25 protein-coding genes are annotated in these 25,875 nt (G+C 40.0%); 6 read left to right on the top strand and 19 right to left on the bottom strand.

Features of this window, described 5'->3' with window-relative positions; translation table 11 throughout:
* Positions 1-57 precede the first annotated feature (57 nt).
* From GWI58_RS05905 to GWI58_RS05935, 7 genes are read right to left on the bottom strand one after another with little or no spacing between them, the layout of a single operon-like run.
* Positions 58-1,572, bottom strand: a complete 1,515-nt coding sequence (locus tag GWI58_RS05905; RefSeq protein ID WP_161768991.1) for a tripartite tricarboxylate transporter permease — start codon at positions 1,570-1,572, stop codon at positions 58-60.
* 19 nt (positions 1,573-1,591) lie between these two features.
* Entirely contained in the window at positions 1,592-2,053 is a 462-nt protein-coding gene (locus GWI58_RS05910; protein WP_004246739.1) for a tripartite tricarboxylate transporter TctB family protein, read from the bottom strand.
* Positions 2,054-2,110: 57 nt separating this feature from the next.
* On the bottom strand, positions 2,111-3,085 hold the full coding sequence (locus GWI58_RS05915) for a tripartite tricarboxylate transporter substrate binding protein (protein WP_223293382.1): 975 nt from the start codon (positions 3,083-3,085) through the stop codon (positions 2,111-2,113).
* Between the two features lie 20 nt (positions 3,086-3,105).
* Positions 3,106-4,158, bottom strand: coding sequence for a sialidase family protein (locus tag GWI58_RS05920; protein ID WP_094959545.1), 1,053 nt, complete (start codon positions 4,156-4,158; stop codon positions 3,106-3,108).
* 22 nt (positions 4,159-4,180) lie between these two features.
* Entirely contained in the window at positions 4,181-5,110 is a 930-nt protein-coding gene (locus GWI58_RS05925) for a dihydrodipicolinate synthase family protein (RefSeq protein WP_004249052.1), read from the bottom strand.
* A gap of 10 nt (positions 5,111-5,120) precedes the next feature.
* The gene (locus tag GWI58_RS05930; RefSeq protein ID WP_004249051.1) at positions 5,121-6,767 is read right to left on the bottom strand and encodes a signal transduction protein; all 1,647 of its coding nucleotides are present in this window, start codon (positions 6,765-6,767) and stop codon (positions 5,121-5,123) included.
* A 50-nt stretch (positions 6,768-6,817) separates the two neighbouring features.
* Positions 6,818-8,404, bottom strand: coding sequence for an FGGY-family carbohydrate kinase (locus GWI58_RS05935; protein ID WP_161768992.1), 1,587 nt, complete (start codon positions 8,402-8,404; stop codon positions 6,818-6,820).
* Positions 8,405-8,840: 436 nt separating this feature from the next.
* On the opposite strand from GWI58_RS05935, the gene GWI58_RS05940 reads away from it, so the two are divergent.
* The gene (locus GWI58_RS05940) at positions 8,841-9,269 is read left to right on the top strand and encodes a hypothetical protein (protein WP_004249048.1); all 429 of its coding nucleotides are present in this window, start codon (positions 8,841-8,843) and stop codon (positions 9,267-9,269) included.
* Between the two features lie 51 nt (positions 9,270-9,320).
* Here the strand turns inward: GWI58_RS05940 and GWI58_RS05945 are convergent, their stop codons facing one another.
* From GWI58_RS05945 to GWI58_RS05970, 6 genes are all read right to left on the bottom strand, one after another.
* Complete coding sequence (locus tag GWI58_RS05945) at positions 9,321-10,073, bottom strand: ABC transporter ATP-binding protein (RefSeq protein ID WP_161768993.1); 753 nt, start codon at positions 10,071-10,073, stop codon at positions 9,321-9,323.
* A 36-nt stretch (positions 10,074-10,109) separates the two neighbouring features.
* Entirely contained in the window at positions 10,110-10,919 is an 810-nt protein-coding gene (locus tag GWI58_RS05950) for an ABC transporter ATP-binding protein (protein WP_036972115.1), read from the bottom strand.
* Positions 10,897-11,766, bottom strand: a complete 870-nt coding sequence (gene opp1C, locus GWI58_RS05955) for a nickel/cobalt ABC transporter permease (RefSeq protein WP_004249047.1) — start codon at positions 11,764-11,766, stop codon at positions 10,897-10,899. Before opp1C ends, GWI58_RS05950 begins: the two co-directional genes overlap by 23 nt.
* Before the next feature lie 2 nt (positions 11,767-11,768).
* A complete protein-coding gene (opp1B, locus tag GWI58_RS05960; RefSeq protein WP_004249045.1) occupies positions 11,769-12,695 on the bottom strand; it encodes a nickel/cobalt ABC transporter permease in 927 nt (308 codons plus the stop codon).
* A gap of 62 nt (positions 12,696-12,757) precedes the next feature.
* Complete coding sequence (nikA, locus tag GWI58_RS05965; RefSeq protein WP_161768994.1) at positions 12,758-14,335, bottom strand: nickel ABC transporter substrate-binding protein; 1,578 nt, start codon at positions 14,333-14,335, stop codon at positions 12,758-12,760.
* Between the two features lie 21 nt (positions 14,336-14,356).
* The gene (locus GWI58_RS05970) at positions 14,357-15,136 is read right to left on the bottom strand and encodes a class I SAM-dependent methyltransferase (protein WP_161768995.1); all 780 of its coding nucleotides are present in this window, start codon (positions 15,134-15,136) and stop codon (positions 14,357-14,359) included.
* A 434-nt stretch (positions 15,137-15,570) separates the two neighbouring features.
* Here GWI58_RS05970 and GWI58_RS05975 point away from each other — a divergent pair, with 434 nt between their 5' ends.
* Both GWI58_RS05975 and GWI58_RS05980 read left to right on the top strand, forming a co-directional pair.
* Positions 15,571-16,266: a hypothetical protein gene (locus tag GWI58_RS05975; RefSeq protein WP_161768996.1), complete on the top strand. Its 696-nt coding sequence runs from the start codon at positions 15,571-15,573 to the stop codon at positions 16,264-16,266.
* A gap of 201 nt (positions 16,267-16,467) precedes the next feature.
* Positions 16,468-17,034 (top strand): Ail/Lom family outer membrane beta-barrel protein, encoded by a 567-nt coding sequence (locus tag GWI58_RS05980; RefSeq protein WP_094959538.1) that lies wholly within the window; start codon positions 16,468-16,470, stop codon positions 17,032-17,034.
* Positions 17,035-17,142: 108 nt separating this feature from the next.
* Here GWI58_RS05980 and chbG read toward each other — a convergent pair whose 3' ends face one another.
* The 6 genes from chbG to GWI58_RS06010 all read right to left on the bottom strand — a co-directional run bounded on the left by chbG (position 17,143) and on the right by GWI58_RS06010 (position 22,495).
* Positions 17,143-17,904, bottom strand: a complete 762-nt coding sequence (gene chbG / locus GWI58_RS05985) for a chitin disaccharide deacetylase (protein ID WP_004246724.1) — start codon at positions 17,902-17,904, stop codon at positions 17,143-17,145.
* A 37-nt stretch (positions 17,905-17,941) separates the two neighbouring features.
* Entirely contained in the window at positions 17,942-19,294 is a 1,353-nt protein-coding gene (locus GWI58_RS05990; protein ID WP_004246723.1) for a 6-phospho-beta-glucosidase, read from the bottom strand.
* Positions 19,295-19,454: 160 nt separating this feature from the next.
* Positions 19,455-20,303 carry a transcriptional regulator ChbR gene (gene chbR, locus GWI58_RS05995; RefSeq protein ID WP_004246722.1) on the bottom strand — a complete coding sequence of 283 codons (849 nt, stop codon included), beginning with the start codon at positions 20,301-20,303 and terminating at the stop codon, positions 19,455-19,457.
* 8 nt (positions 20,304-20,311) lie between these two features.
* Positions 20,312-20,659, bottom strand: a complete 348-nt coding sequence (gene chbA, locus GWI58_RS06000) for a PTS N,N'-diacetylchitobiose transporter subunit IIA (protein ID WP_161768997.1) — start codon at positions 20,657-20,659, stop codon at positions 20,312-20,314.
* Between the two features lie 61 nt (positions 20,660-20,720).
* Entirely contained in the window at positions 20,721-22,079 is a 1,359-nt protein-coding gene (gene chbC / locus GWI58_RS06005) for a PTS N,N'-diacetylchitobiose transporter subunit IIC (RefSeq protein ID WP_012368566.1), read from the bottom strand.
* A gap of 89 nt (positions 22,080-22,168) precedes the next feature.
* Positions 22,169-22,495 carry a PTS sugar transporter subunit IIB gene (locus GWI58_RS06010; protein WP_004246718.1) on the bottom strand — a complete coding sequence of 109 codons (327 nt, stop codon included), beginning with the start codon at positions 22,493-22,495 and terminating at the stop codon, positions 22,169-22,171.
* A 453-nt stretch (positions 22,496-22,948) separates the two neighbouring features.
* Here GWI58_RS06010 and GWI58_RS06015 point away from each other — a divergent pair, with 453 nt between their 5' ends.
* The 3 genes from GWI58_RS06015 to GWI58_RS06025 are packed head-to-tail and all read left to right on the top strand — an operon-like array spanning position 22,949 to position 25,874.
* Entirely contained in the window at positions 22,949-23,908 is a 960-nt protein-coding gene (locus GWI58_RS06015; RefSeq protein WP_004249039.1) for a siderophore ABC transporter substrate-binding protein, read from the top strand.
* 9 nt (positions 23,909-23,917) lie between these two features.
* Positions 23,918-24,880 carry an ABC transporter permease gene (locus GWI58_RS06020; protein WP_004246712.1) on the top strand — a complete coding sequence of 321 codons (963 nt, stop codon included), beginning with the start codon at positions 23,918-23,920 and terminating at the stop codon, positions 24,878-24,880.
* A complete protein-coding gene (locus GWI58_RS06025) occupies positions 24,867-25,874 on the top strand; it encodes an iron chelate uptake ABC transporter family permease subunit (RefSeq protein WP_004249038.1) in 1,008 nt (335 codons plus the stop codon). The genes GWI58_RS06020 and GWI58_RS06025 overlap by 14 nt, the downstream gene beginning before the upstream one ends.
* Position 25,875: the final 1 nt, after the last annotated feature.

Genomic DNA, 25,875 nt, shown 5'->3' on the forward strand with positions numbered 1-25,875 from the left:
TGTTCCGTCATTGATATTGCCCTCATTTTGCTAACAATGAGGGCGGATTAACCTTTATTAAGCAGATTGACTACGCCATTTTTTCCACATTGATTTTAACCCAGGTCCGACAATAGGTAACAGCAGTGTTAATAGTGCAATAGCGAGGAATGTCGCAGTAATAGGTCGTGTATAGAGAATCGATACATCCCCTTGAGACATCATTAAAGCACGGCGTAAGTTAGACTCTGCCATCGGCCCAAGGATAATACCTATCACCACCGGAGACATCGAAAAATCGAGCTTAATCATAATATAAGCCAGTAATCCTGCCCCCATCATCACAAAAACATCAATGATGCTATGGTTAACTGAATAAGCCCCCACACTACACAACACAAAGATAATGGGTACTAATACTCTTCGTGGTACATCCATCACACGTACAAACAGTTTCATACACAAGAAGCCTAAGATACCGAGAAAAATATTCGCCATCATTAAGCCGATAAAAATACTGTTCACTTCAACGGGATTATCCGTAAATAACTGTGGCCCTAGCGCTAATCCTTGCACCATAAAAGCCCCCATAATAATCGCCGTTGCGCCATCACCGGGAATACCTAAAGTCATTAGAGGTACCATGGTGCCACCCGTCACCGAGTTAGCCCCCGCTTCCGGTGCTGAAACCCCTTCGGGTGATCCTTTTCCAAATTCTTCAGGGTGTTTTGACCAACGTTTGGCTTCGTTATACGAGATAAAAGATGAAATATCTCCCCCAGTCCCAGGAATAGCACCAATAGCCGTTCCTATCGCTGATGAACGAAAATAGGTAGGTAAAACACGTTTAAAATCGAGCCACGTAGGTAATACACGATGAATACGGGCATTAATTTTCTCGCTTTTCTTCTGCTTGCGCTCACGATACTCTTCTTCAAAGCTAATCAAGCCTTGAGAAAATGCAAAGAGTCCCACGAGGATTGGAATAAACGAGACGCCCCCCATAAGATACACGGTATCAAACGTAAAACGTGGCCCTGCTGTCATAGGATCAAGCCCGATAGTGGCAATTGCAAGACCAATCGCGCCCCCCATTAATCCTTTCACAATCGATTGCGATGATACACTGGTAATAATACTTATGCCAAATACCGCAAGAGCAAAATATTCAGCGGCAGAGAATCCCGTCGCCACTTTTGCCAATTGAGGAGCAATAACAATTAAAGCGATAGTACTAAATACACCACCAAACATCGACCCCATGGTTGATAGGCCTAATGCTCGCCCTGCTTCACCTTTTTTAGCCATCGGATAGCCATCTAAGACGGTGGCTGCAGATGCAGGTGTACCCGGTGTACTAATTAATATCGCGGTAATGGAGCCACCATAAACAGCCCCACAATACATTCCCAATAATAATAAGATCCCCGTCATTCCTTGAAAAGAGTAAGTCAGTGGGAGTAACAGTGCAATGCCCATATTCACTGTTAAACCCGGTAATGCGCCGATAATAATCCCCGCGAAAACCCCTAACAGGATCATTGTTATCGTTTCTAAACTAAAAACGACCATTAAAGCATCTAAAATTTCCATACCAAGGCTCCTTTACCGCTTACTCAAAAAAGACAGAGGTTGGCAGAGGTGAATTAAAAATAATGTCAAAGAAAACATAAACCGCGGCTACAATCACAATCGGGATCACCACCATGGCAATAGGTTTCCTCTCATTCATCAACCACATAATGATTGGGATAAGAAGCAATGATGGAACAATAAAGCCAAATAGATATAAACCTGTTGCATATAGCAGCATAAAAATGCCTAAGCCATAAGCACGCTTAACTGCGGTCGAACTTAAATCTACGGACTGGTGTACATGTTTAATTTTATCAACCACGACACCTATCCATTGAAAAATCCCCAGTAAAATAAATAAGATGGCTAAACCGTAAGGCCAAAAACGCTCCCCAGGTACACCATATTCATCAAACATACTCATATCACGGGAGAGATAGATAATAAGTAGCCCAAAAGCTACTGAAATCGCACCGATGATTGTATTGATTTTAGTCATGTCGGGATCTCCCCGACCCTATCCGACTTGCGGATAGGGTGGTTTATTATAGAAAGGTTATTTTTTCAGGGTGGCTGAGATTAATTCAGCATACATCTCATGATCTTCTTTCATCATTTGATACGCATCGTCACCGACGATAAATACTGGCATAATACCTTGTTTTTTCAATGCTTCTTGATATTCTGGTTTTTGAACCACTTCTGAAAATGCCCCCACTAACTCATTTTTAACGTTATCAGGCACACCTGCTGTTGTGGCTAATACAGCCCATGCGCGCATTTTCACGTTGGTATCGAGATTTAAGGCTTCTTTAAAGGTTGGAACATCCGGAATAAGTGGGAAGCGACGTTCATCCATCACACCGAGAATGCGCAAAATACCCGCATCAACTTGTGATTTAACCGCACCGGGTGTGGTTAATACGCCATCGATATGATCGCCCACTAATGCAGCAATAGAGGGGCCTGTACCTTCGTTATAAGGAATATGATTAAACTTAGTTCCCGTAGTACGTTCGATATTCACCCCCGCGAGGTGATAAATAGCCCCCATACCTGAGTTACCAATCTTTAATTTACCGGGGTTCGCTTTTGCCCCGGCAATAAATTCTTCCAATGTTTTATAAGGTGAATTAGCATTCACCACGAGCACAACCGGATCAGCAATCGTTGTCGCAATCGGGGTAAAGTCTTTATAGGTCACGGGTGACTTACCTTGATGTGGGAACATCGCTAATTCAACAGTCGTCATGACTAATTTAGTACCATCAGGACGCGCATTTGCCACTTCAATTAACCCAGTTAAACCATTACCTGCGGGTTTATTAACCGGTACAAAGATACGCCCTGCTGGCATCACATCTTTAGCAAATTCAATGATAGTCCGTGCAGAAGTATCAGTACCTCCCCCCGGGTTTTTTGGGATAACCACATCAATATTTTTAGTAGGATACGTTAACTGTTGGGCTACAGCATTCCCCATGCCCAATGTCATCGTAAGCGCCAACGCTGCGAGTAGACTCTTTTTCATAAAACCCTTTCTCCACATTTTTATTGAGTAGCTATTAACTGCTGATAAACAATGTTTTTTCTGTTCCAAGTAAAAGTCACATGTAGGGTATTGTTTTCAGCAATAATAGCCGGATATGAAAATTCGCCTTCCCCATCGAGTAAATCGAATGGTTCAGACCAAGTACTGCCATTATCGGATGAAAGACTGACAGAGATAGGATAACGACGACTCCAGTTGCCTGAATTCGGGTTATATACCAATGCCAACAGACCATCTGCGAAGGAGACGACATCAATGCCGCTATTATTATTTGGTAAGGTTGTTGCATAAGCCGGACACCAACTGCGCCCATAATCCGTTGAATCGCTACGATAAATTTTACCGCGCGTACTGCGCATCATGGCATGCACATGTCCAGGCTGAGATCCCCATAGTGTTGGTTGTATCACGCCATCCCATTGAAAAACACGTTGTAGATCAGTTTCCCACAAGGCATCGTCCTTTAGCCCTTGCCAGATTTCATGCTCCGCTTGCCCTCCTTGATGATGGGCAATCGGAATATCCACTCGCTGCCAGTGTTGACCATTGTCGCTAGAAATATCGACAAACGCATCCCAGTATCGATCATCCTCCACCGATCCCGGAGCTAACCACTCGCCGTTTGACATCACTAATACTTTGTTTTTCACAGGACCTCTAGGTGTTACATCACCCGAAACCAATTCACTTGGTAAACTCCAGCTATTTCCGCCATCCTTCGAGATAACGTATTGGGTCGTCCAACTATGTACATCAGGACCCGTTTTATAAAACAGCCAGATATTACCTGTTGATGGGTCAACATGTAAAACTGGATTCCAGTGCGCAACACCTGGATTTTTAACCACAGGTTGAGCGGATTGCCAATCATTTCCCTCTTTTATCGCCAACCAGATAGCGGTATTACCGCTACCCTCTTTATCGCCAGCAAAAAAAGCGGTTAATAAACGCTCAGAGTTAGGCACACGCACAATCGTTGAAGCATGGCAGTGATTAAAAAGTGAATGTGCATTATCCAGCACAAACTGGGTTTCCTTCATCACGAAAGGCATATTCCTACTCCTGTGTCCTAAATTAATTTAACGAAAGCCACTTCTTCATATTTTCACCCAATGCCGTCATGCTATTAACAGCAGAAGGGAAAAATGAGTTTTCAAACTGACTACTATTACGAGAGCGGCAAACCAGTGTCGCGAAATTGCCGATCAGGCGCTGATGATATTTAGCGCAGGCAGGATAATCCAGCGTTTCAGTCATCGCAGCTGTTGATAAATAATCAGCTAATAGCGCAGCTTGCTCTGGTTTATCCTGCCAATTTTCATACAGCCAGACATAAAGTTCGGGGTGGAAGTTAGCCATAACACCACTATATGCTTGGCATCCTGCTTGAAATGACGCTAATAAGGTTTGACTATTAGCATTGGCTAGATGCAAACGACTTCCTTTTGATAATGCTAAGCGACGTTCTATGAGAGGAAGAGAACAGCAAGTATCTTTAATAAAAGTAAAGCGATTACTTTGTGCGCACCACTCTACTATCTCTTCAGATAACAAGCGTTTGTAAGGATAAGGGCATTCATAAATACCCAAATCAATCTCTTTAGGTACAGCATGGGTTAAGGATTGTAGTGTTTCCAGCGCCTTATCATCAGACTCACCCACTTGCGCTAAGCGATTACTGATCATAATAACGCCATCAACGCCGGTACTCGCCATTGCCTGCAGTTGTTCTTTTTGCTGGCTTAAGGCCGTTGCCGTATGGCCAGAAGCAACAACAGGTACTCTTCCATCTGCTTTTTCAACGATAAAACGGGTGAGTGCTTGTGTTTCTTCATCACTCAAATAAAACATTTCGCTTGATTGGCAGGCGGCAAATAACCCATGTACGCCTGCATCGATATACCAATCGACAAGGCGCTCTAATGACGCCCAATCAATCTCTCCTTTAGTATCAAAAGGAGTGAGCATCACAGGCCAAACACCAACGTATTTTTGCTGACTCATTATAAATTCCTTACAGTAAGTTAATGGCATCACCTGCCACTTTCACTTGAATACCTTGAGTCAGTGCTTGAGCAACAAAGGCTTGTAGCACAAACGCCAATTTATCGTCATCAACATAAGCCACTGTAATATGGTTACTTTGATGTCCCGCCATAAGATCATCACGAGTTACACCATCTAAAGTACAGTTGAGTAATGGCCATTCGTAGTTAGTGGCTCGACGGCGACGTTCAAACTCTGCCTCCGGTAATTCCACCGCCATACCTGTACCAATATGCATAATCACATCTGTACCTTGATAGTGTGCACGTGCCCATAACAAACGCCCTGCTTTACCTTGACCCGCTATAGTTGATCCCCCTTTAGGGAAAAACATAGGTGGCTGACGGTAACCTGTTGCGCCTTTGATCCCACCTTTAAGGTGTTCAAAAGGCACAGAGCCGGAAATTTCCATATCCCAGTAGAAGGTTCCCTGATACTCACTCCCCCAACGAATATCGTGTAATGTTGTTTCTGCAGGCAAGCCTAACGAGGTTAATAAACGCCATAACATCGTTTGTGGAATAGCTGTACCCATATCGACTTCGTTGATACAAGGGATCGGTGTGTTAGGGCTGATAATGTCGCCATTTTCATCCGGTAACGGGAAGCGTGCCGTTGACCCAATTGCACCTTCGGCAAAATCAGAGGCAGGACAACAATCTTTTAATCCTTGCTGATATTGCACGCCTACAGCGGTTAAGCCAAAGCGTTTAACGAAACGCGCCATTGCAATCATCATGGCACACTGCTCTTTCACCTGTTCACGAGTCAGTTCAGTTTTATCATCTGTACCAAACTTAAACGTCATGCCATTATTTTCGTACCATTGCACACACTCTTCTCTTAATGCATCAGGTACTTTTGCCATTTCGACCAATAATGCAGATTGAGAGAGTGATTCAATGGGCATACCAATATCGATCATTGCCTGTTGTGGGAAGACCCCATTAATCATTCCCATACAGAATGTATCGAACAAACCTATTATTTCTTTATTTTTAATTATATATTCGCCGACTTTTCGACCCACTTCGCCAGCTTCTGTCGCCATTACCCTGTGTGTTGGCGCAACTTCTTTAAGATAGCTAAGCTGATGATTTACATAGCCATATTTCAACCATGTTGCTAAGCCATCAATAAAAAATGTATCGTCAAAATTTTCTGACCATAAGCGTGAATAATTTTTACCTAAACTGGTTAACGTCCCCGCTAAACACAACATGCCAACTAGCCCCGGCCATGTACCATCAAAATTAGCCAGCAACAGAATTGGCCCGCGATGATGCGCTAATGAAGAGGCAATATGGTGTGAGTATTGCCATGCGGTTAATAGCACAATAACGGGTGCATCAGGATCGATAGCCGCAAACATATCGCAACCTTCACGCTGACTACTGATAAAACCATGGCCTCGTGCTTCATCAATTTTATGTGCACGTTTCATGGTGTAACCTTGTGCTTTTAATGCAGCGGCTAGCTTATCTTCAAATTTTTTCTGTACAGGCCAGCATGTTACGTTTGCAGGCTCACGTAAGTCTGCATTAGTAACCATCAGGATCTCATTAGCTTCTGCACTGATAACGTCCGGTAATTTTGGTAGATTTAAGTTCAACATAAGATATCCCTGGTAAGGTAAACTCGATTCATAATCGGAAAAATTTATGGTCAGCAATCTGCCATCATGTCGTTATAGCGCTGCTGATCTTGATACATCTGTAAATAAACTTGGTATTTCGCTTGATGGAAAGCAAAGGTGTCACTATCGGGTGTAATAACGCCGCCTTCTCGTACCATGGTATTTGCTGCTTGAGAAAAGTTATTAAAGGCTTTACATGCCACGGCACCTAATAAAGCAGCTCCTAGATTCACCGCATCTTCTTCTTGCGCTAAATGGATCTCACGACCTGTTGCATTGGCATATTCACGTAACCACAGTGGATTTTTGGTCGCTCCCCCACACATAACAAGGCGATTAATTTGGTGCCCAGCATCTTCAAGGGTGTCAATAATATGGCGAGTGCCATAGGCAATAGACTGCAATGTCGCAAGATAATAACGAGCCAAGGCAACCCGACCACTTTCAAGGGTTAATCCGCTGACCATTCCCTTGGCGGCAGGATTAGCACGTGGAGAGCGATTGCCATGATGGTCAGCTAAAACATGAAATTGTGCTGTTGGATAAGGTTCATTTTCTTCCAATTCAGCGACAGCTTGGTTTAATAAGGTATAGTAACTAACACTTTTTTCTTTCGCTTCTTGTTCTAACTCAGCCCATGACTCATGGCGGCGGATAGACCATTCAACGAGCGCACCGGCAGCACTTTGTCCCCCTTCATTTAGCCATAACTCTGGTAACATTGCGCCAAAGTAAGGCCCCCACACACCGGGCACCATAATCGGGTATTGGCTGACAATCATATGGCAGTTAGATGTACCACTGATGATGGCCAAACTTCCCTCAGGTTGTGATGCGGTTAACGCCACCCCACCCGCATGAGCATCAATAATGCCACTAGCAACTATGACACCAGTATGTAATCCAAAAGCCTCAGCCACAGAGGTCGTTAAACATCCGGCCGATTCACCTAAAGCCAAAATGGTTTGTGGTACTTTTTCTAATAATTCATCCAAACCTACATCAGCTAACAAGCTTTCACTAAAATGCCCTTGGTGGGCCAAATAGTTCCATTTACACGTTAATGTACAGATACTGGCAACATCAGCAGTGGTTGCTTTCCACACTAAAAAATCAGCTAAGTCAAAGAATCGCCAGACATGTTTATAACGCTCCGGATAGTGATTTTTTAACCATAGAATTTTAGGCAATTCCATTTCAATGCTCACTTCGCCCCCGACATACCGCAAAACAGGATCGTTAGTCAGATTAATGGTCACTGTTTCTTGTACTGCCCGGTGATCCATCCACATAATAATATCCTGCTCAGGTTTATTACTGGGTGAAACCGAAAGTGCTTGCCCTTCTTTACCAACGGCCACTAAAGAGCAGGTGGCATCAAAACCAATAGACTTCACATGGAGAGGATTGATGGCTGATAATTTCACCGACTCTTTTACAGTGGTGCATACTTGTTGCCAAATATCAGCGGAAGATTGCTCGACAAAATCCGTTTTCGGACGAAATTGTGCAATTGGACGCACTGAAAAGCCCAAACGCTTTCCAAAGCTATCAAATACTGCTGCACGGACACTGGCTGAGCCAACATCAACGCCAATAAAATATTGTTGTTCCATGCGAACCCTCATCATTTGCTAACGCTATGCTAATTTTTGCTACTTCGAGTTAGCAAGTTAATTCGAGCATGGAGAAAAAACAATCACAATAGGATTGGTTTGTGATACAGATCTACATCAATAATTTAATACATTGATTTAGAAAGAAATTTATTTATTTCACTTTGTTCACCATTTTAATAGCGAACTGAAACGATTATGTTCGTTATAAAACAAACGAACATTTAACTATCAATGAGAGTAAAAACCGTGGTTAACATATTAATATCACTATCAATATAGGATGTTATTAAAATATACCTAACTAATAGTAAAATTTATTTTTAAAAAGAGTAATATGTTAAAAAAAACCATTTTTCTATTTTTATCATATTCAATCATTTTATTTTTAATAGACTAATCTTTATTTATATATTCATTTTTGGAGTATTAAATTATGTTGAAAAATATTGCTATCAGTCTTTCTTTACTTCTTATCACTTCTTCGGCTTTTTCAGCCACACTGGCAGAAAGAGAATTACAACAGAAATTTGAAGAAAATATTCAATCTCGTGTTGTTGACTTAAATAAAAGTTGTGATGCTAATATAAAAGTCGCGTTTGATTGGTCGGCATTTACTGTTGAGGATCTAAAAACAACAGGTATTGATGGTTATTGCAGTGAAGGGTTAAAAGGTGTCATTAATACCTGTGAAAGCTCGAAAATAGCACAAGAAACCGTAAAAGAGAAAATACAGAATATTACCTGCTCTAAAGCGTCACCTCGTAGTATTGAACTTAAAGATGGGACACTGAATTTTGGTATTGATTTTAATGCTGCAAATGATGCCAACGCTATTCAAACGCATTTAATGAATAATCTCTAAATAGAGTAAATACAGCAAGCAATGATGCGATAATACATTATTGCTTGTTGATTAAATAACAGATTGAATTAGTTTTTTAGCATAAGGATGAGTAACAGTACTTAATTTATTTATCTCGCATAATTCAATTTGTTGACCTTGTAAAATGAACATGACTTTATCGCAAAAATAAGTCACTGTTTGAATATCATGACTAATAAAAAGATAGGATAATTGGAGTTCCTCTTTTAATAATTTTAATAAATCCAATATTTCAACTTGTGTAGGTATATCGAGAGAGCTTATTGCCTCATCTAAAATAATTAGTTGTGGGTAAGATGCTAACGCACGACATAAGCAAACTCGTTGAGCTTGCCCACCAGACAATTCAAAAATATAACGCTGATAACAACTTTTAGGTAATTGCACCTTCTCTAAAAAAGAAAAAATAATTGTTTCTAACTCGTTATGACGAAGAGTCGGATGAATCAGTTTAATAGGTTCAGCAATCATTTCACCCACTGTAAAAGTGGGATTGACTGAAGCGATATGATCCTGAAACACAATACTTATTACACCTTGTCGATAACATCGTTTCGTCACTGGCTTATCATTTAAATAAATAGCCCCTTGATCAGGTAATTCTAAGCCACTGATTAACCGTGCAAGGGTACTTTTTCCACTGCCACTTTCTCCAACTAACCCGAAAGCTTCACCCTTTTGTATATTAAAAGAGAGCGCATCGAGAATAGTCACTTTTTCTTTAAAAAAGCGCGCCCCTTTTTGATAATAATATTTACTGACGTTGTCTACTCGTAATAGCATTCGATCCTCTTGTTGTTTATCGCCGTTTCATGCTGATCACCGAGCATAAAGCACCTGTGCAAAACGTTGGGAAAGCTTAGCTCTAGCCTCAATTAAATAACGGGTATAGGCTTGCTTCGGTGTATCTAATACGCTGTTTTTGTCACCAAACTCAATTAATTTTCCCTCTTTCATCACTAAAATATCATCAGCAATCTGACTGACTAATCCTAGATCATGAGAGATAAAAATTAAGGTGGTGTTTTTAGATATCGTGATACGTTGCAATAGCTGTAATATTTCTCTGCGCAAGGGAGCGTCTAATGCGGTAGTAGGTTCATCAGCAATTAATAACCTTGGTGATAACGCCAAAGCCATGGCAATCATCACACGTTGTAATTGCCCCCCACTTAATTGGTGAGGAAATGCCTGCATAATCATTAAAGATTGATGCTCAAACACCTCATCCAATGCTTGTTTAGTAGCATTGAATGCTTGCAATTTAGTATAAGAAAAATGGTAAATTAAGGTTTGGCTAACTTGCTTGCCTATTTTTATCAACGGATCAAAAGCACTCATACCGTTTTGCACAATCATACCTAGCGATGTCCCTAATAGGGTACGCCGTTGTTGCTCTGAATATAAATGAAGGGGCTTTTCATCAAAAAATATTTCTCCCGATAGTGCAAGTGTACTTGGAAGTAAGCCAATAATGGCTTTACTGATTAAGCTTTTACCACTACCACTCTCACCGACAATAGCTAACGTTCGCCCCTGTTTAAGGCTAAAGGAGAGATTATCTACCCGCTTTTTTTCGCTGTGAGGATCATAGATTGAGACTTGATTAAGCGTCAGTAAATTGTTCATATTTATCCCCGACTGATTGACGATTATCGGGATCGAACACATCGCGTAAAAAATCGCCCCAAAAGTTAAATGCAGTAACAACAACCGTAATCGCTATCCCCGCAGGTAGCATTTGTTCGGGATGTAATACCATGACATTTTTTGCTTCACTCAGCATATTGCCCCATTCTGGGGTGGGTGGCTGTACCCCTAACCCCAGAAATGAAAGAGCAGAGATCATTAAAATAACACTACCAATATCACTTGAGGCTAAAACGATAGTTTCAGCTAATGTCACGGGTAATAAATGGCGTCGTAAAATATGTGTTGGTGGTGCGCCAATCACTTGAGCATAAGCAATATAGTGACGATGTGAATATTGTCGAACAATGCCTCGTATCATTCTGGCGTACCAAGCCCATTTAACCAAGATCACCGCAATCAAGATGTTACCTATTCCAGGCCCCATTATGCCCACTAAGGCTAAGATCATAATTTCCGCAGGAAATGACAATACCACATCACATAAACGCATAATCACTGTATCCGTTTTACCGTGAAAATAGCCCGCCAACATCCCCATTAGCCAACCGATCAGCAGTGTTATGCTCATCGCATAAATGGCATAAAAAACGGTGGTTCGAATACCAAAGAGTAAACGTGAAAATACACAACGTCCTAAATTGTCTGTACCCAATGGATAGTGAAAGCTGATTGGCTGAAATTTTAAGCGTATCGATGTTAAAGTGGGATCATGAGGTGCAAACCAAGGTGCGCCTATTCCGGCGATGGTAATCATCACTATCACCAATAAACAAAGTTGTGCACTTTTATCTTGCGCAAGTCGTTGCCAGAATAACCGCCACATTGTTACCGCCTTAGACGAGGATCGACTTTCATCTGAATGATATCTATCAGAAAATTAAAAAAGAGAAATAACAATGACATCATTAAAATATAAGCTTGTATCATCGGATAATCGCGTCCAAATATGGCACTAATACACAGTCGCCCCACCCCAGGCCATGCAAAAATATTCTCGATCACGACCGTGCCCGCGATAAGTTTCGGAATACTCATTCCTAGCGCCGTCAGCGCAGAAGCGAGTGAATTACGTAATATATGGCGACGCAAAATCAGCTTATCAGGTAATCCTCTTGTTCGGGCATAAAATACATAAGGCTGATGCCATTGATTAAGCATTGCGCCCCGTAACAAACGTAAATAAGTACCGATATAACCTAAAGAGAGTGCAAATGCCGGTAAAATGACCGATTGTGGTGTCAACATACCACTGACAGGTAACCAATCTAAATGAACCGCCACCGCCCAAATTAACAACAACCCTAACCAATAATTAGGAATTGCGGTTAACACAAAAACAATCAACCGAATACTTTTGTCTATCAAGCTATGTGGTTTTGCCACACACCATAAGGCTAAAGGTAACGCGATAATAAGTGTAAATAATAATGCGGTAGCCGCTAACCAAAGCGTGGGGGGGAGAGCAGTTAACATCTCTTGTATCACCGGTTTTCGGGTCAAAAAAGAGGTGCCAAAATCCAGTTGAAATCCCGCTACAAGCCATAAAAAGTAGCGTGTGAAAAAGGGCTTATCTAAACCAAGCTCACGGCGCATACCTTCAATCGCTTCGGGCGTCGGCACAATTTCGTTAACACGCAAAGCCACTTCTGCCGGATCAGATGGTGCTAAATTCAGCAAAACAAAGGCAATAAACGAAATAATCAACACTAGCGGCAATATCGCCAATAGGCGCCAACATAGATAACGTAACATCTGCTTTAACCAATATGGCACCGGATCAGTGCCATATTGAAGTAACCTCTTAAATTAATCGGTTATTCGGATTTAAAACGCATCTTTTCAAAAGGTATTTCATATTGAGATGGATTAAAACCAACGTTTTCCAATTCACTACGGTAAATCGCTTTAGTGCGCGAATAGGTTAATGGTATATAGACGGCTTGCTCCGCTAATGAGGTAAATAAGCGTTGATATAATGCCTGACGGCGATGTTCATCTGGCGTAATCAACAACTCGCCAATCATCGCATCTAATTGTGCTTTATTGGCTAACCCTTTCTGTCCCTGGTAATCAGCATGAGCTGGAATTCTAAAGGATGAGACAAAAGAGGCGGGATCGTAAGGCGTTCCCCACGAAAGAGAATACTGTAAATCAAAATCACCACTTTTCTGTCTATCTAAAAAGGCCTGTTTCTCTTCCCCTAATACCGTCAGTGCCACGCCAATTTTCTTAAAATCATCTTGCAATAGTTCGGCGATCTCTTTTTCAACCGCATTATTCACATTATAAGAGAGCAATAACTGCAACGGTTTTCCCTGTTTTTCACGCACCGTTTTACCCGCAGGTAATAGCCAGCCCTCCTCTTCTAATAACGAGGCAGCTTTTTCCGGTTGATAAATATAAGTTGGTGAATCGAAATCGCAATAAGGTACACTTCTTGCCATTAATGTATCAGCGACTTTTTCACTTCCCGCTAAAATACCTTGAGCAATCCCTTCTTTATCAACGGCATACTCTAATGCTTGGCGTACTTTTTGGCTTGAAGTAATAGGGCGACTACTGTTGAGCACAATAGCACGAGAAGCAATAGGTGCACTCATTTGTGTTTTAAATTTATCGGATACCATTAATGCGTCAAAAGAGTCCATATCTAACATGTCGCCATCTGCACCAAAAATTAGCTGAATATCTCCTTTTTGTAAGGATAATAGCATTGTTTGTCTATCGGGGATCACTCGCCACATCACCCCAGTTAATGCTGGTTTTTGCCCCCAGTAATGAGGGTTAACCTTAAATTCAGCATATTGATCTTTCTTATGTTCCGTGAGCACCCAAGGCCCCGTACCAATATAATGACTCACCCCTGTTTTAGTTTTACCGTTAATAAATGATTTAGGTGAAATAAAACGAAATGGGCGAGTTAAGCCAAGTTCAGTTAAGGTTGGATAATAGGGATTTTTTAAATTTAGCTTAACAGTATACTGATCGATAACCTCGACACTGTCGATTTGACGTACCAATTCTAGCCATGCATGACGCTGATAATTATCTAATACAGCCTCAATATTAAGTTTTACCGCTTGCGCATTAAAAGGTTCGCCATCACTAAATGTAACGTCTTGGCGCAAGAAAAAGGTATAACTTTTACCATCCGGAGAAATTTCCCAGAGTTGTGCTAAATAAGGTGCAACCCCCTTATCGGTATTTAAAACCAAAGGTTCAAATACCATGTTTTGTGCGGCCATTTCACCGGAATAAAGATGGGGGTTAATATCACGGATATCTTTTGTACTGGCATAATCCAATATATTATTACTTTGATTGGCAAAAGCAGGAAATACGCACGCCAATGTTAATAATAGTGTAGGAATAACTGTAAATAGAGGTTTCACATTATTTTCCTTTTATCATTCTCATCGATTATTTTTCTGAGCATGGATCATAAACATAGGGGTTGAGCCGTAATTAATTTTTTCTTCTTCATCCCAAACGTGATCACCAATACGAATATCCACGCTATAACGAATAAAACCGATATCTAGTAGTGTATTAATATCCCACTGTGGACGCTTAACTTGGCTTAATGGTAATTGGCGAGCAATTCTTTCCATCTCTTTTGTATCGGTATTAACATAGTGATCAGCAACTTGCTTTTGCGCCGCTCGCTCTCTATCAGCAAGAAAACCTTGCCAATATTCATCATCAAACAGATGTAAATACCAATTGGCATCAAAATTAATTAAGCTTCCCCCTAGTTTTAATACGCGAAACCACTCTTGATAAGCCTCACAGGGTGATTTTAAATTCCATGTCACATTACGGCTGACGACCAAATCAAATTGTTCATCGCCAAAGGGAAGATCTTGCACATCACCACAAACAAAGTTAATAGAAACATTATGTTGACTGGCGTTATTTTTAGCCGCAAGCAACATCCCAGACGTGGCGTCAATTGCAGTGACTTGGTGGCCAGACAACGCTAATAAAATAGCAAAGAATCCCGGCCCCGTACCGATATCAAGAACCTTTAATGTCTCCCCTTCTTTGACATGGCTTAACAATAACTGACGCCATTTTTGCTGTTTTTCACTTAATAACTCTTGCTGGTTGGCAGCACTATAGCTTTCAGCGCGGATATTCCAGTAACGGGTCACATCATGAAGTAATTGGTTATTATCGATTTTATTTGTCATCAAAAACCTGCTGTTGTATCAACATAAGAGAGGTAAAAATTCCCTAAACGAGAAAAAGAAGGGGATTGTGTGTCTTCGTCAGCCACCTTACCTTTTAGTTTCGAGATCCTCCATGTGCTATATCAATGATTTTTAGCTCTCCAAAAGCAAGCTGGCTTTCGTTGATTCACATCGATTTTTACCGAAACGCGTTATCGTAAGGTGTAAAATAGATACCAAGCAAACAGAATTTAGGCTAATACTGACGATTGAGAAGATCTAGAAACAATTTGCGCAGATAGCGTGATAACCGCTATTACGTCACCCAAATAGCGTTCTTATTAAGGATAAAAAATAGCGGCCTTGATTTCTTCTTGCACACAAAAGCGCTATAGTGATTAGATAGTCATATTGATTGATAATTTTCTTTTCGCTATCAATAAAGGCACGCTCATATGGATCTCATTTCACGATTAACAACCAATACCACTCGTGCTGATTTTGCCTTAGCTCATCAACAGCAATTAATACAGTTACTGATACAACACTTTCCTGCCAAATATCACACCTTGTTTGCAACCCCGCAAAAAACCGCAGAAGATACTATTGAATGGTATGGTGAAATATCCGGTCAGCCAGTGGCATTAAATGCATTGTCAGAGCAACAACGCCAAGAGATAAGAGATGCTCTCGATGATGATTTAAAAAATCTTAAAGAGCAAACGGCATTACTTGCTGCACAGCAACGCATTACCGATGAAGAGCGCCATCTGCTTGATACCGCCTCAACCCTACCCGATGCAGAGAGCATCTATATCATTAATGGAAAACCCATTATTACTTGGTGGCCTCGTACCACACCTTTAGCGCCGACTGTTGCACAAGTCACTGCTGGCTCTAGTGCAGCGGCTGCCGGAGCGGCGCTTGCAAAAATATCACCAAAAACTCGCCACCGTTGGTTACGTTGGTTACTGGTATTATTATTGGTTTTAATTGCCTTAGTCTCATGGTTAAGAGGATGTTTTGATATCAATACAACGCCTTCTATCAATGATACTTCTGCGACCGCTGTCGCAACTCACTCTACCTCAACGATGACAGCTACAACTAATACGACTAATAAACAAGATAACCTAACAACAAATAAATAATTTAGGTATTAAATAAAATTAAAAATAGCGTTTTATATTGATATAAACGCTATTTATTTATAAAAACAAACACGCCAATAAATTATTATTTTTGTATAAAAAAAACCTATTTCATCTCACTTATCTTTTTTTATTCCAATTTAAACAATTGTCATTACTATAATTCACCATTCTAAATAGTAAGTAAATGGAATATTAAAAATGAAAAAACAACTATTATCAGCATTATTTATCAGTGGAATATTTTCTATTTCTACCGTTCAAGCACATGAAAATACCTCATTAGATAAAACAACAATTTCTGCAGGTTATGCACAAATAAAAATTGCCGGCCAATCAGGTATTATGCGCGGTGGTAATCTCTCTATACGCCAAGAATTCAATCAACAGCTAGGTATTATGGCAATTGCTACCTATGCGCAAAATGAATATGATTTTAATAAGCCTATAAAACAATTAATAAAAGATGTTGATGCCCGCTATTATTCAGTGATGGCGGGGCCAACCCTACGCCTCAATGACTATATTAGTGTATATGGTGTGGCAGGTATGGCTCAAATCGAATTTAAAGGTTTAGATACTAGACAAGTGCCTGAAAGTATACTCAAGAAAAATGCTTTTAGCTGGGGAGCCGGTGTTACCATTAACCCTATCGATATGCTTTCTGTTTCCGTTGGCTATGAAAACAGCCGTTATAAAATGAATAAATTAAGTGATAATAAATTAATTATTGATGGCTTTATTGCAAATATTGGTTATAGCTTCTAATTATTGATTTAATTAAATTATAAAAAAAGCCTCTGTCATTATCAATAACAGAGGCAAATTATTTCACAGACACACTCTGGGATATTTTTAAAATACGAGATAATATTATTAAATTAAATCTTGATAAGTACCTAATTGATATCCACGCTCAGCAATCGCTTGTTTTAACGATGATTGCGTCAACACCTCTAATTCCGTTAAACGTTGGAAACAGTAACCACTCGCACGTAAAGGATTATCAATAAAAGCAGGATGTGTCATCACTTCAAGCGATTGTTCACCACGTGCTTTAGCGTCATCCAGTGTCTTTAAAAACAAGGCTTGGCTGATTTCATCACCATAGAATTGACTATCAAAACCATCACTACTAATAACCCCTTGAGTATTAAGACTTTCTTTTTGTGCCAACAGTCTATCAACACGTATCGGTAATGCTTTTTGTTGTGCAAACTCTGCCACGATGGGGAAAATTTGTTTAAACATATGCACATGATGATGGCTGTCTATATGGTCGGGGGGACAACCAAACAACTCAACAAAGCGCTGATATTGTGCATTAAGCTCCACTCGTATCTCATCTAAAGGTAACTGCTCTTGCTCTGCCATTTGCCATAGCCATTTACCTAACACCCCATTACGCGTTAAAGAAGGGATAGGAGACAGCGGCTGTCCCATAGTCAATGTAAAATGAAGCCCGACACCAAGATGAGGTAGCTCCTTGCATAATTGTGCAGCATGCTCAATACCTTCAGCATTCACCAACGCTGTCGTTGATGTCACTATGCCATGACGATGACATTCAACAATGCCATAATTTTGCCCTCTACTCAGCCCAAAATCATCGGCATTGACAATTAACAAATGTGCCATTCTGTCTCCTTTTTATGATTTATTGAGTCTAAATCACTTAGTTTGATGCTGCTAATTGTGCAATCGCATGAGCAAAATTAGGTAAGTGCGCTTTGTGTGCTAATAACATCTCACGAGTCAGTACTTCAGCATCTTTATCGGAAAGTACCAGCGGCGTTAAATTCATCGCAAGTAATGCATCATTAAACTCACCACTAATAGCCGCTTGACTGGCTGCGATCTCAAACCCTTTGATAGTATGAATAAGCCCCAGCACTTTTTCATCAAAATGGGTTAAACGTGGATGTGGTTTGGCTCCGTCTTTACCTAAAATAGCCGTCACTTCAATTGCCCAGTCTGCAGGGATATTATCAATATGGCCGTGATGAGGAATATTGACGTAATGTTCCGCCTGTTTATCGTTATAAATCGCATTAATCACTTCACAAGCGGCATCAGAATAATAAGCCCCTCCACGTAATTCCAACTCTTTAGGTTTAATATTTAAATGTGGATCTTTATACAATTCAAACAGTTGTTTTTCGACTTGCTGAACAACCTTAGCCCTAGCGCCACCTTTATAGTATTCCCCCATTTCAATGGCTAACATCTCTTTTTGTTTAAAGTAGTAGAGTAAATAAGAGCATGGCAACAGATTAAGAGAACGAATTAACCCCTCACTAAAAGGTAAATCAAAAATATTTTTCACCGATCCTGCGGTTAACGTCCCCGAAGCGACTCCTTCTAATAATTCAGGGAAACGAGATTGACCGTTAACAATCACATCTTTAATAAACACCATATGATTTAAGCCAAACAGATCTATAGAAAGCGTATCTTGCTCCGTTAGCTTAAGCACATCAGTAATAAACATTTTCATACCGATAGGAATATTACAAACACCAATAAACTTCTTAAAATTGGTATGGCGATAAACCGCTTCCGTCACCATACCTGCAGGGTTAGTAAAGTTTATGATCCACGCATTAGGGCAAATTTCTTCAACATCTTTAATAATGTCAAAAATAACCGGAATAGTACGTAATCCTTTAAATAGCCCACCGGCACCATTGGTTTCTTGGCCTAAATAACCATGGCTTAACGGAATGGCTTCATCCAATTCTCTTGCTTTTAATTGACCAACTCGCAACTGTGTAGTGACGAAATCAGCCTCTTTTAATGCCTCACGACGATCAAGTGTTTTATAAATGGTTAAAGGGATACCCGCTTTTTTTATCATACGCTGGCAAAGCGCAAAAATAATATCCAGTTTTTCTTTGCCTTCTTCAACATCAACCAACCATAATTCCGTGATCGGCAATTCATGATAACGTTTAATAAATCCTTCTAATAATTCAGGTGTATAACTACTTCCTCCACCAATGGTGACCACTTTTAACTTATGACTCATAAAATACTCCCATACAGCACAATCATGCTGTTATTTGTCTATTAATGGCAAAATTAAGGCGTAAAAATCCCTAAAGAAAATAACGTTATTTTCTTCTTTCTCTCTCTATTTAATAAAAATCAATTGATATTATTGATTACTTTTTACGCTTAATTATAAATTAGTTAGTCTCTTTAATACTGTATAAATTCTTTCTATAACTATTTGGTGTCAGCGATGTTATCTTCTTAAAAGTCTTAATAAATAAGCTCGGGCTACTATAACCCGCATCAAAAGCAATATCGGTAACGGAGTAATTCGTGATTTCTAATTGTTTTTTAGCAAAATTAATTCGAATATCATGAATAATTTGCATCGGCGTTTTATCATAATAACGGCGAGTTGCTCGAGTTAAATACTCTTGCGATTTTCCTGATAATTGCACCATATTTGCCAATGCATTCTCCCCAAATCGGCTTTTATCATGCATTCCATCAATGGCGTCTTTTAGCCATAAGGGAATATCATCTTCAATACCATCATCTCTATAATGTCGTAATCTATTCACCACATTAAAGGTGACAATTTCAATAAATTCATTAAATTCTGTATGTCTGAAATTTAATGAGCTAATCACGGATTCAATATAAGAAAGAAACTCATTTTTTAATGCATAAACTTGAGAAGCAACAAAATAAGCGGGCAATAAAGGAAGATAATGTTTATCAAAAAAAGCTTTGCTTATTCCCACATTTAAAATACGAGTTACACCAAAGTCATAAAAACTTTGATGATGCGAGCCAATAGGAATAAAGACAAAATCACCACGCTCTAATAACACCTTTTTACCGTTAATTTCTTGATAATAGCGCCCTGTTAAAACAATAGTAAATTCATAATAATCATGCTGATGCAACCCACTGACGCTTTCTGTTTTGTTATAAATAAACACATGAAAATTCTTACCATTAAATAATTGGTTTTCATATACCATGCGTATTTCAGCTTGCGCTTTTAATGAGTGCATCATCATTCGCCTTACTTTATTTTTTCATGTAACTCGATAAGCTCTGTGACAAGCTCTCTGGCTAACATAGATGTCATTAAATGATCTTGAGCATGCACCAGAACCAAGCTCACTTTCGTTTTACCCAATCCTTGATCATCACCAATTAAGCGGGTCTGTATTTTATGAGCTTCATTTAATGCTACTCGAGATTGTTCCATCATTTTCTTGGCTTGTGCAAAATCACCTTGCTTCGCTTTTTGTAACGCTGCATAAGCGATACTTCGTGCTTGCCCTGAATTAATAATTAACCCCATGATAATTTCTTCAAATTCATCATCTGTCGCTGAGCTATCAACGCAATTCTCAATATCTAACATCATTTCCCCTCTTTGGTGCTTAGCTGTGCAAAATAAGCGCTGCACAGCCATTGTCTATTCGTTAAAATTTCAATGCATTAGCAATATCTTCTTCACTTTCTTCTTTATCAATTTCGGTTTGTGCTTTATTAGAAATAATCACAAAAGGCAGATAAATCAGTGTTGCAACAGCTAAGTTAAAGAGTGCTAATAACAGTGCAGCAATACTGCCATTGGTATTAAAAAATGCCCCTAACCCTGTTGGCATCGTCCAAGGTGCAATATTTGTGACCGGCGGAATAATCCCAAGGTAATAAGCGGTTACGGTAATAGCAGCAAGGATTGGCTGAATAAGAATAAAAGGAATAAACATCACTGGATTCATAATCACAGGTAAACCAAAAATAATAGGTTCATTAATTTGGAATAGACCCGCAGGTAATGCTAACTTCGCCACTTGACGGTGATCTGCTCGACGCGATGCAATAAAGATAGCTAATATCAGACCTAATGTCGCCCCTGTTCCTCCTAAGAAGATAAACGAATCTAGCATCGGTTTTGCCCAAAGATGGAACGTTTTGCCTGCTGCAAGTGCCGCTTCAACTGAACCATACTCGGTATAAATAGAGACGTTTTCTAATGCCCAAGGGGTCATAATACCGCTATCAAGTGCCGCTAGCGCCAGTGAACCATGAATACCAAAGAACCACAGCAAAGAGGTAAAAATAACGTAAGCCCACCCAACAACCGATCCTAACGAAGCCAATGGCGTTGAAATAGAATCTAAAATGATTTGATGGAAATGTGTACCGTAATGCGCTAATCCCCAAGAGATAATTCCCATAATTGATAAAATAATAAAACCAGGAATTAAGGCAGAAAAAGAGCGCGAAACGGAGGCAGGTACACTATCGGGCAAACGGATAACCCAATTACGACGCACTATAAAGGTAAACATTTCGGCAACCACTAGGCCAATAATAATCCCTGAGATAATATTGGCACCTCCTAACCAGTTCGCCCCCACAGCATAAGCGCCACCAGCGTCATAAGGTGTTACCGTCATAAAGGCGGCGATAGAAAGTAATCCTGCCGCAATAGGATCGACTTTTCTCTCTTCCGCCAGCGCCATACCAATAAAGAACGGCGCCATCAATGACATTATTCCCAACGTACCGTTATAAACATTACCACCTATGGCTTTGAAACCATTAAGTGTTTCAATTGTTGAAGCATCTAAACGAATACCAAGAGAGTAAAAAAAGGAGCCCTCACCAAAACTGAGAAAAACATTATTGATAAGTACAAACATTGCCCCGGCGAGTGTTAATGGCATTAAACGGATAAAACCATTTTTTATCGCATTAACATGAGGTTGCTTTCCAATTTTAACCGCAAAAGGAAGGAGTACCTTTTCAAGTGAACCAATGACCTTACTCATAGAAAAATACCCTTAAAATGCCGCTAATTGCTCGGCTAGCTGAAAAATTCACTCTTTGACTGGAATAAATAAAAATAACAATAAAAAAATTAATTAGTTGTTGCTGATGCTTTCTTAATGGCGGCTACTGCTGCTTTTAATACACCTAATCCATCCACTTTCCCATATAACAATGAATCAATGACTTCGACAGGTTTATTGGGTAATAATTTTTGAATATCAGCGAGCATCCAACCAATTTGTGGCCCCAATAAAACGACATCCGCTTCTTGGCCTTTTTGCTCTGCTAATGTTTCTGGAAAAGCTTCAATAATAACGGGTACATCATATTTTTCTGCTTGTGCACGCATTTTTGTCACTAACAGAGATGTTGACATGCCAGCAGAACAAAATAGATAAATATATTTCTTTTGCATAAAACCCTCTCAAATTGGCCACACTCTGCCCTAGAGATAATGCTACTTTCTCATGTGCATTGATTAAGATGTCAGTACAGAATTAAAGTAAAATTTAGCAATTAAGATTGTTTCTGATTGAATAAAGTATACGCAATGATACTCACTAACGATATTTTTTACTGACTCATAATTGTCTCTGATTGACCTAGCGTATTGACCCTCTTCACAAATTAAGCAAAAAATCTTTAGCATTGTTTCGCGTTACAAAATTTGTCCATTCTTCTCTTCACATGATCTGATGCAAAGATTCAGCACAATAATATAAGTTAATCCTTTATTATTGTGAGAATGTGAATTAGTATCATTACTCTTTAGTTTTTTGGTATAATCATTGTTTCCTTTGTGAAGCTCATTATTAGGTCACAGCTAGTAAACTGTGCTATTTCATATCGCAACAATATGGGAAAGAGAATGTTTAAAAAATCATTAAGCCCACTGTTCTTATTGCTGTCTTCTCTGGTTATCGCAGGTTGTGATAACGCACAAGATACCTCAACAACGCAATCCACAGAGAAACAAACTCTCACTATCGAACATGCTCAAGGCACCACTGAGATCCCTGCTCATCCACAAAAAGTGGTTGTGATGAACATGGAAACACTTGATATTGTTGATGCTCTTGGCGTACCTGTTGTTGGCCTACCACAAACAAACGTCCACTTACCTAAATTTCTAGAGAAATACACCAACGAAAATGAGTACATCAACGAAGGTGGCCTGTTTGAACCAAACTACGAAAAACTCAGTACTACTGCTCCTGATCTGATTTTAACGGGTAGTCGTGCTCGCGATGCATATGCCAAATTAAGTGAAATCGCACCATCCATTTCTATGGATATCGACAGCACACGCTTTATTGACAGTCTCACTGAACGTACAACGACTTTAGGTCAAATTTTTGGTAAAGAAGAACAAGCTAAAAAATTATTAGCTGACTTCAATAGCAAAATTGATACGGTAAAAGCAAAAACCCCAGATGCGGGTAAAGCAATGGTCGTATTAGTCAGTGGCGGTAAAATTTCCGCTTATGGTCCAGGCTCTCGCTTTGGTTTTATCTACGATGTATTGGGCTTTGAACCTGCATATACTTTCGATAGCCCAGGCTCTCACGGTAATATTGTTAACTCAGAACTACTGCTAAAACTTAATCCAGATTGGATGTTTGTCATTGACCGTGATGCGGCAATTGGTCGTGAAGATTCACAACCTGCAAAACAAGTGCTTGATAATGCCCTAGTTAGAAAGGTTAATGCATGGAATAAAGACCAAATTATCTATCTTGATGCCAGCTCGATTTATATCTCCGGTGGGATACAAACTTACTCTCGCTTAATGGATACAATTAATCAGGCGTTGGATCAAAAAAAATAAAGTAACTGAATGAAAACGTTCCATTTATCATTGGGGATAGGACTTATCGCTATCCTCTCAATGATCAGTCTATTTATCGGCGCAGGAGATATCACTCCTGCTTCGCTTTTTACTGATCCCGATATGCGCGATATCTTCTTTATTAGTCGCGTACCAAGAACCCTGTCATTATTACTTGCTGGGGGCGCAATTAGTGTTGCTGGTTTAATCATGCAACTGCTCACGCAAAACCGCTTTGTTGAGCCTTCTCTTGCAGGTACAACACAATCAGCCAGTCTCGGTTTATTAGTTGTGATGTTGCTTTTCCCCGCGGCAGGCATTTTCACCAAAATGATGGTAGCCACTGTTTTTGCACTTTTAGGCACTGTGTTATTTATGTTGTTGCTACAGAGAATTGCCTTAAAGACCGCATTAATCGTGCCACTTGTCGGTATTATGCTCAGTGCAGTGATAGGTGCTCTAACCATCTTTCTTGCCGTCTATTTTGATTTACTACAATCACTAGATGCGTGGACTAGCGGAGACTTCTCCAGTGTCTTACAAGGTCGTTATGAGCTGCTATGGCTTGTCGGTGCCCTTGCATTAATGGCGTGTTGGGTCGCGGATAGCTTTACCGTGGCAGGTATGGGACGTGAATTTTCCATCAACGTTGGACTTAACTATCGTAAAGTGATGATTATCGGTTTATCTATTATCGCTTTAATTAGTGGTGTGGTGGTGTCTGTTGTTGGTGCTTTACCTTTCCTTGGTTTGATCGTGCCAAATTTAGTTAGCCTAGTGATGGGAGATAATATTCGCAAAACCATCCCGTGGGTATGCTTAAGCGGTGGAGCCATTGTTTTACTCTGTGATGTGATTGGTCGCCTGATCCGTTATCCATTTGAGATCCCCGCAAGTGTCATTTTAGGGGCGGTAGGTGCTGTGATCTTCCTTTTCTTACTACTGAAGCAGCAACGTTATGCAAAAAGTTAATTCATCCATGATTAGCAAATATACTGGCGCTGTTCAACCTAAGAAAGTGCGCCTCTCACCTATGGCGCGTATTTGGCTCTTACTTGGCGTCTCATTATTAGCCATTGTGCTGTTTATGACGATCAACCTAAACGGTAATATCTCTTATATTCTGACACACCGCGCTTATATTATTCTGACGATGATCATCGTCGCCTTTGCGGCAGGCGTTTCTACTATACTGTTTCAGACTATCGCCAATAACCGCATTCTTACTCCTTCATTAATGGGCTTAGAAGCTCTGTTTGTATTGCTACAAACGCTCTTTATCTTTTTTGAAGGAGATATGCCCGCCTCTTGGATGGCCAATCTGACGAAGTTCTTTTTAGAGTCGGCCTTATTAGTGTTATTTTCGGTGGTTCTGTACCGTTGGCTATTTAGTTCTGTGCGCTTTAATATCAATTTAGTCCTTATGATTGGTATTATTTTAGGCACCCTATTTCGTAGCAGTGCAACGCTATTACAACGCCTAATGGACCCAAATGAGTTTTCTGTCTTACAAAGCCGTATGTTTGCGACATTTACTCGAGCCACTCCTGATCTTATCTTATGTGCATTAGCCATTATTGTCGTCGTCGGCGTATTACTTTGGCGTATGCGTTATAGTTTTGATGTGATGGCCTTAGGCCAGGCGAATGCGATTAATCTTGGTATTAATTATCGTAAGCAAACGACTTATATTCTATTACTTATTTCTGTTCTGGTTGCGGTATCAACAGCATTAGTAGGGCCGTTGACATTTTTAGGCTTAATTGTTGCTAATCTGGCTTATCATATTAGTGGTAGCAGTCAGCACCGCTTTTTAATGCCTGTGGCATTCTTATTAGGCACTATCGCACTGATTGGCGGACAATTGATTTTAGAGTATGGCTTAAAAATGACAGGTACTCTCTCTGTTGTGATTGAGTTTATTGGTGGTATGTTCTTTATTTATTTGGTATTAAGAAGACTTTAAT

The sequence above is a fragment of the Proteus sp. G2674 genome (genome assembly GCF_009915195.1).
Classification (GTDB): domain Bacteria; phylum Pseudomonadota; class Gammaproteobacteria; order Enterobacterales; family Enterobacteriaceae; genus Proteus; species Proteus mirabilis.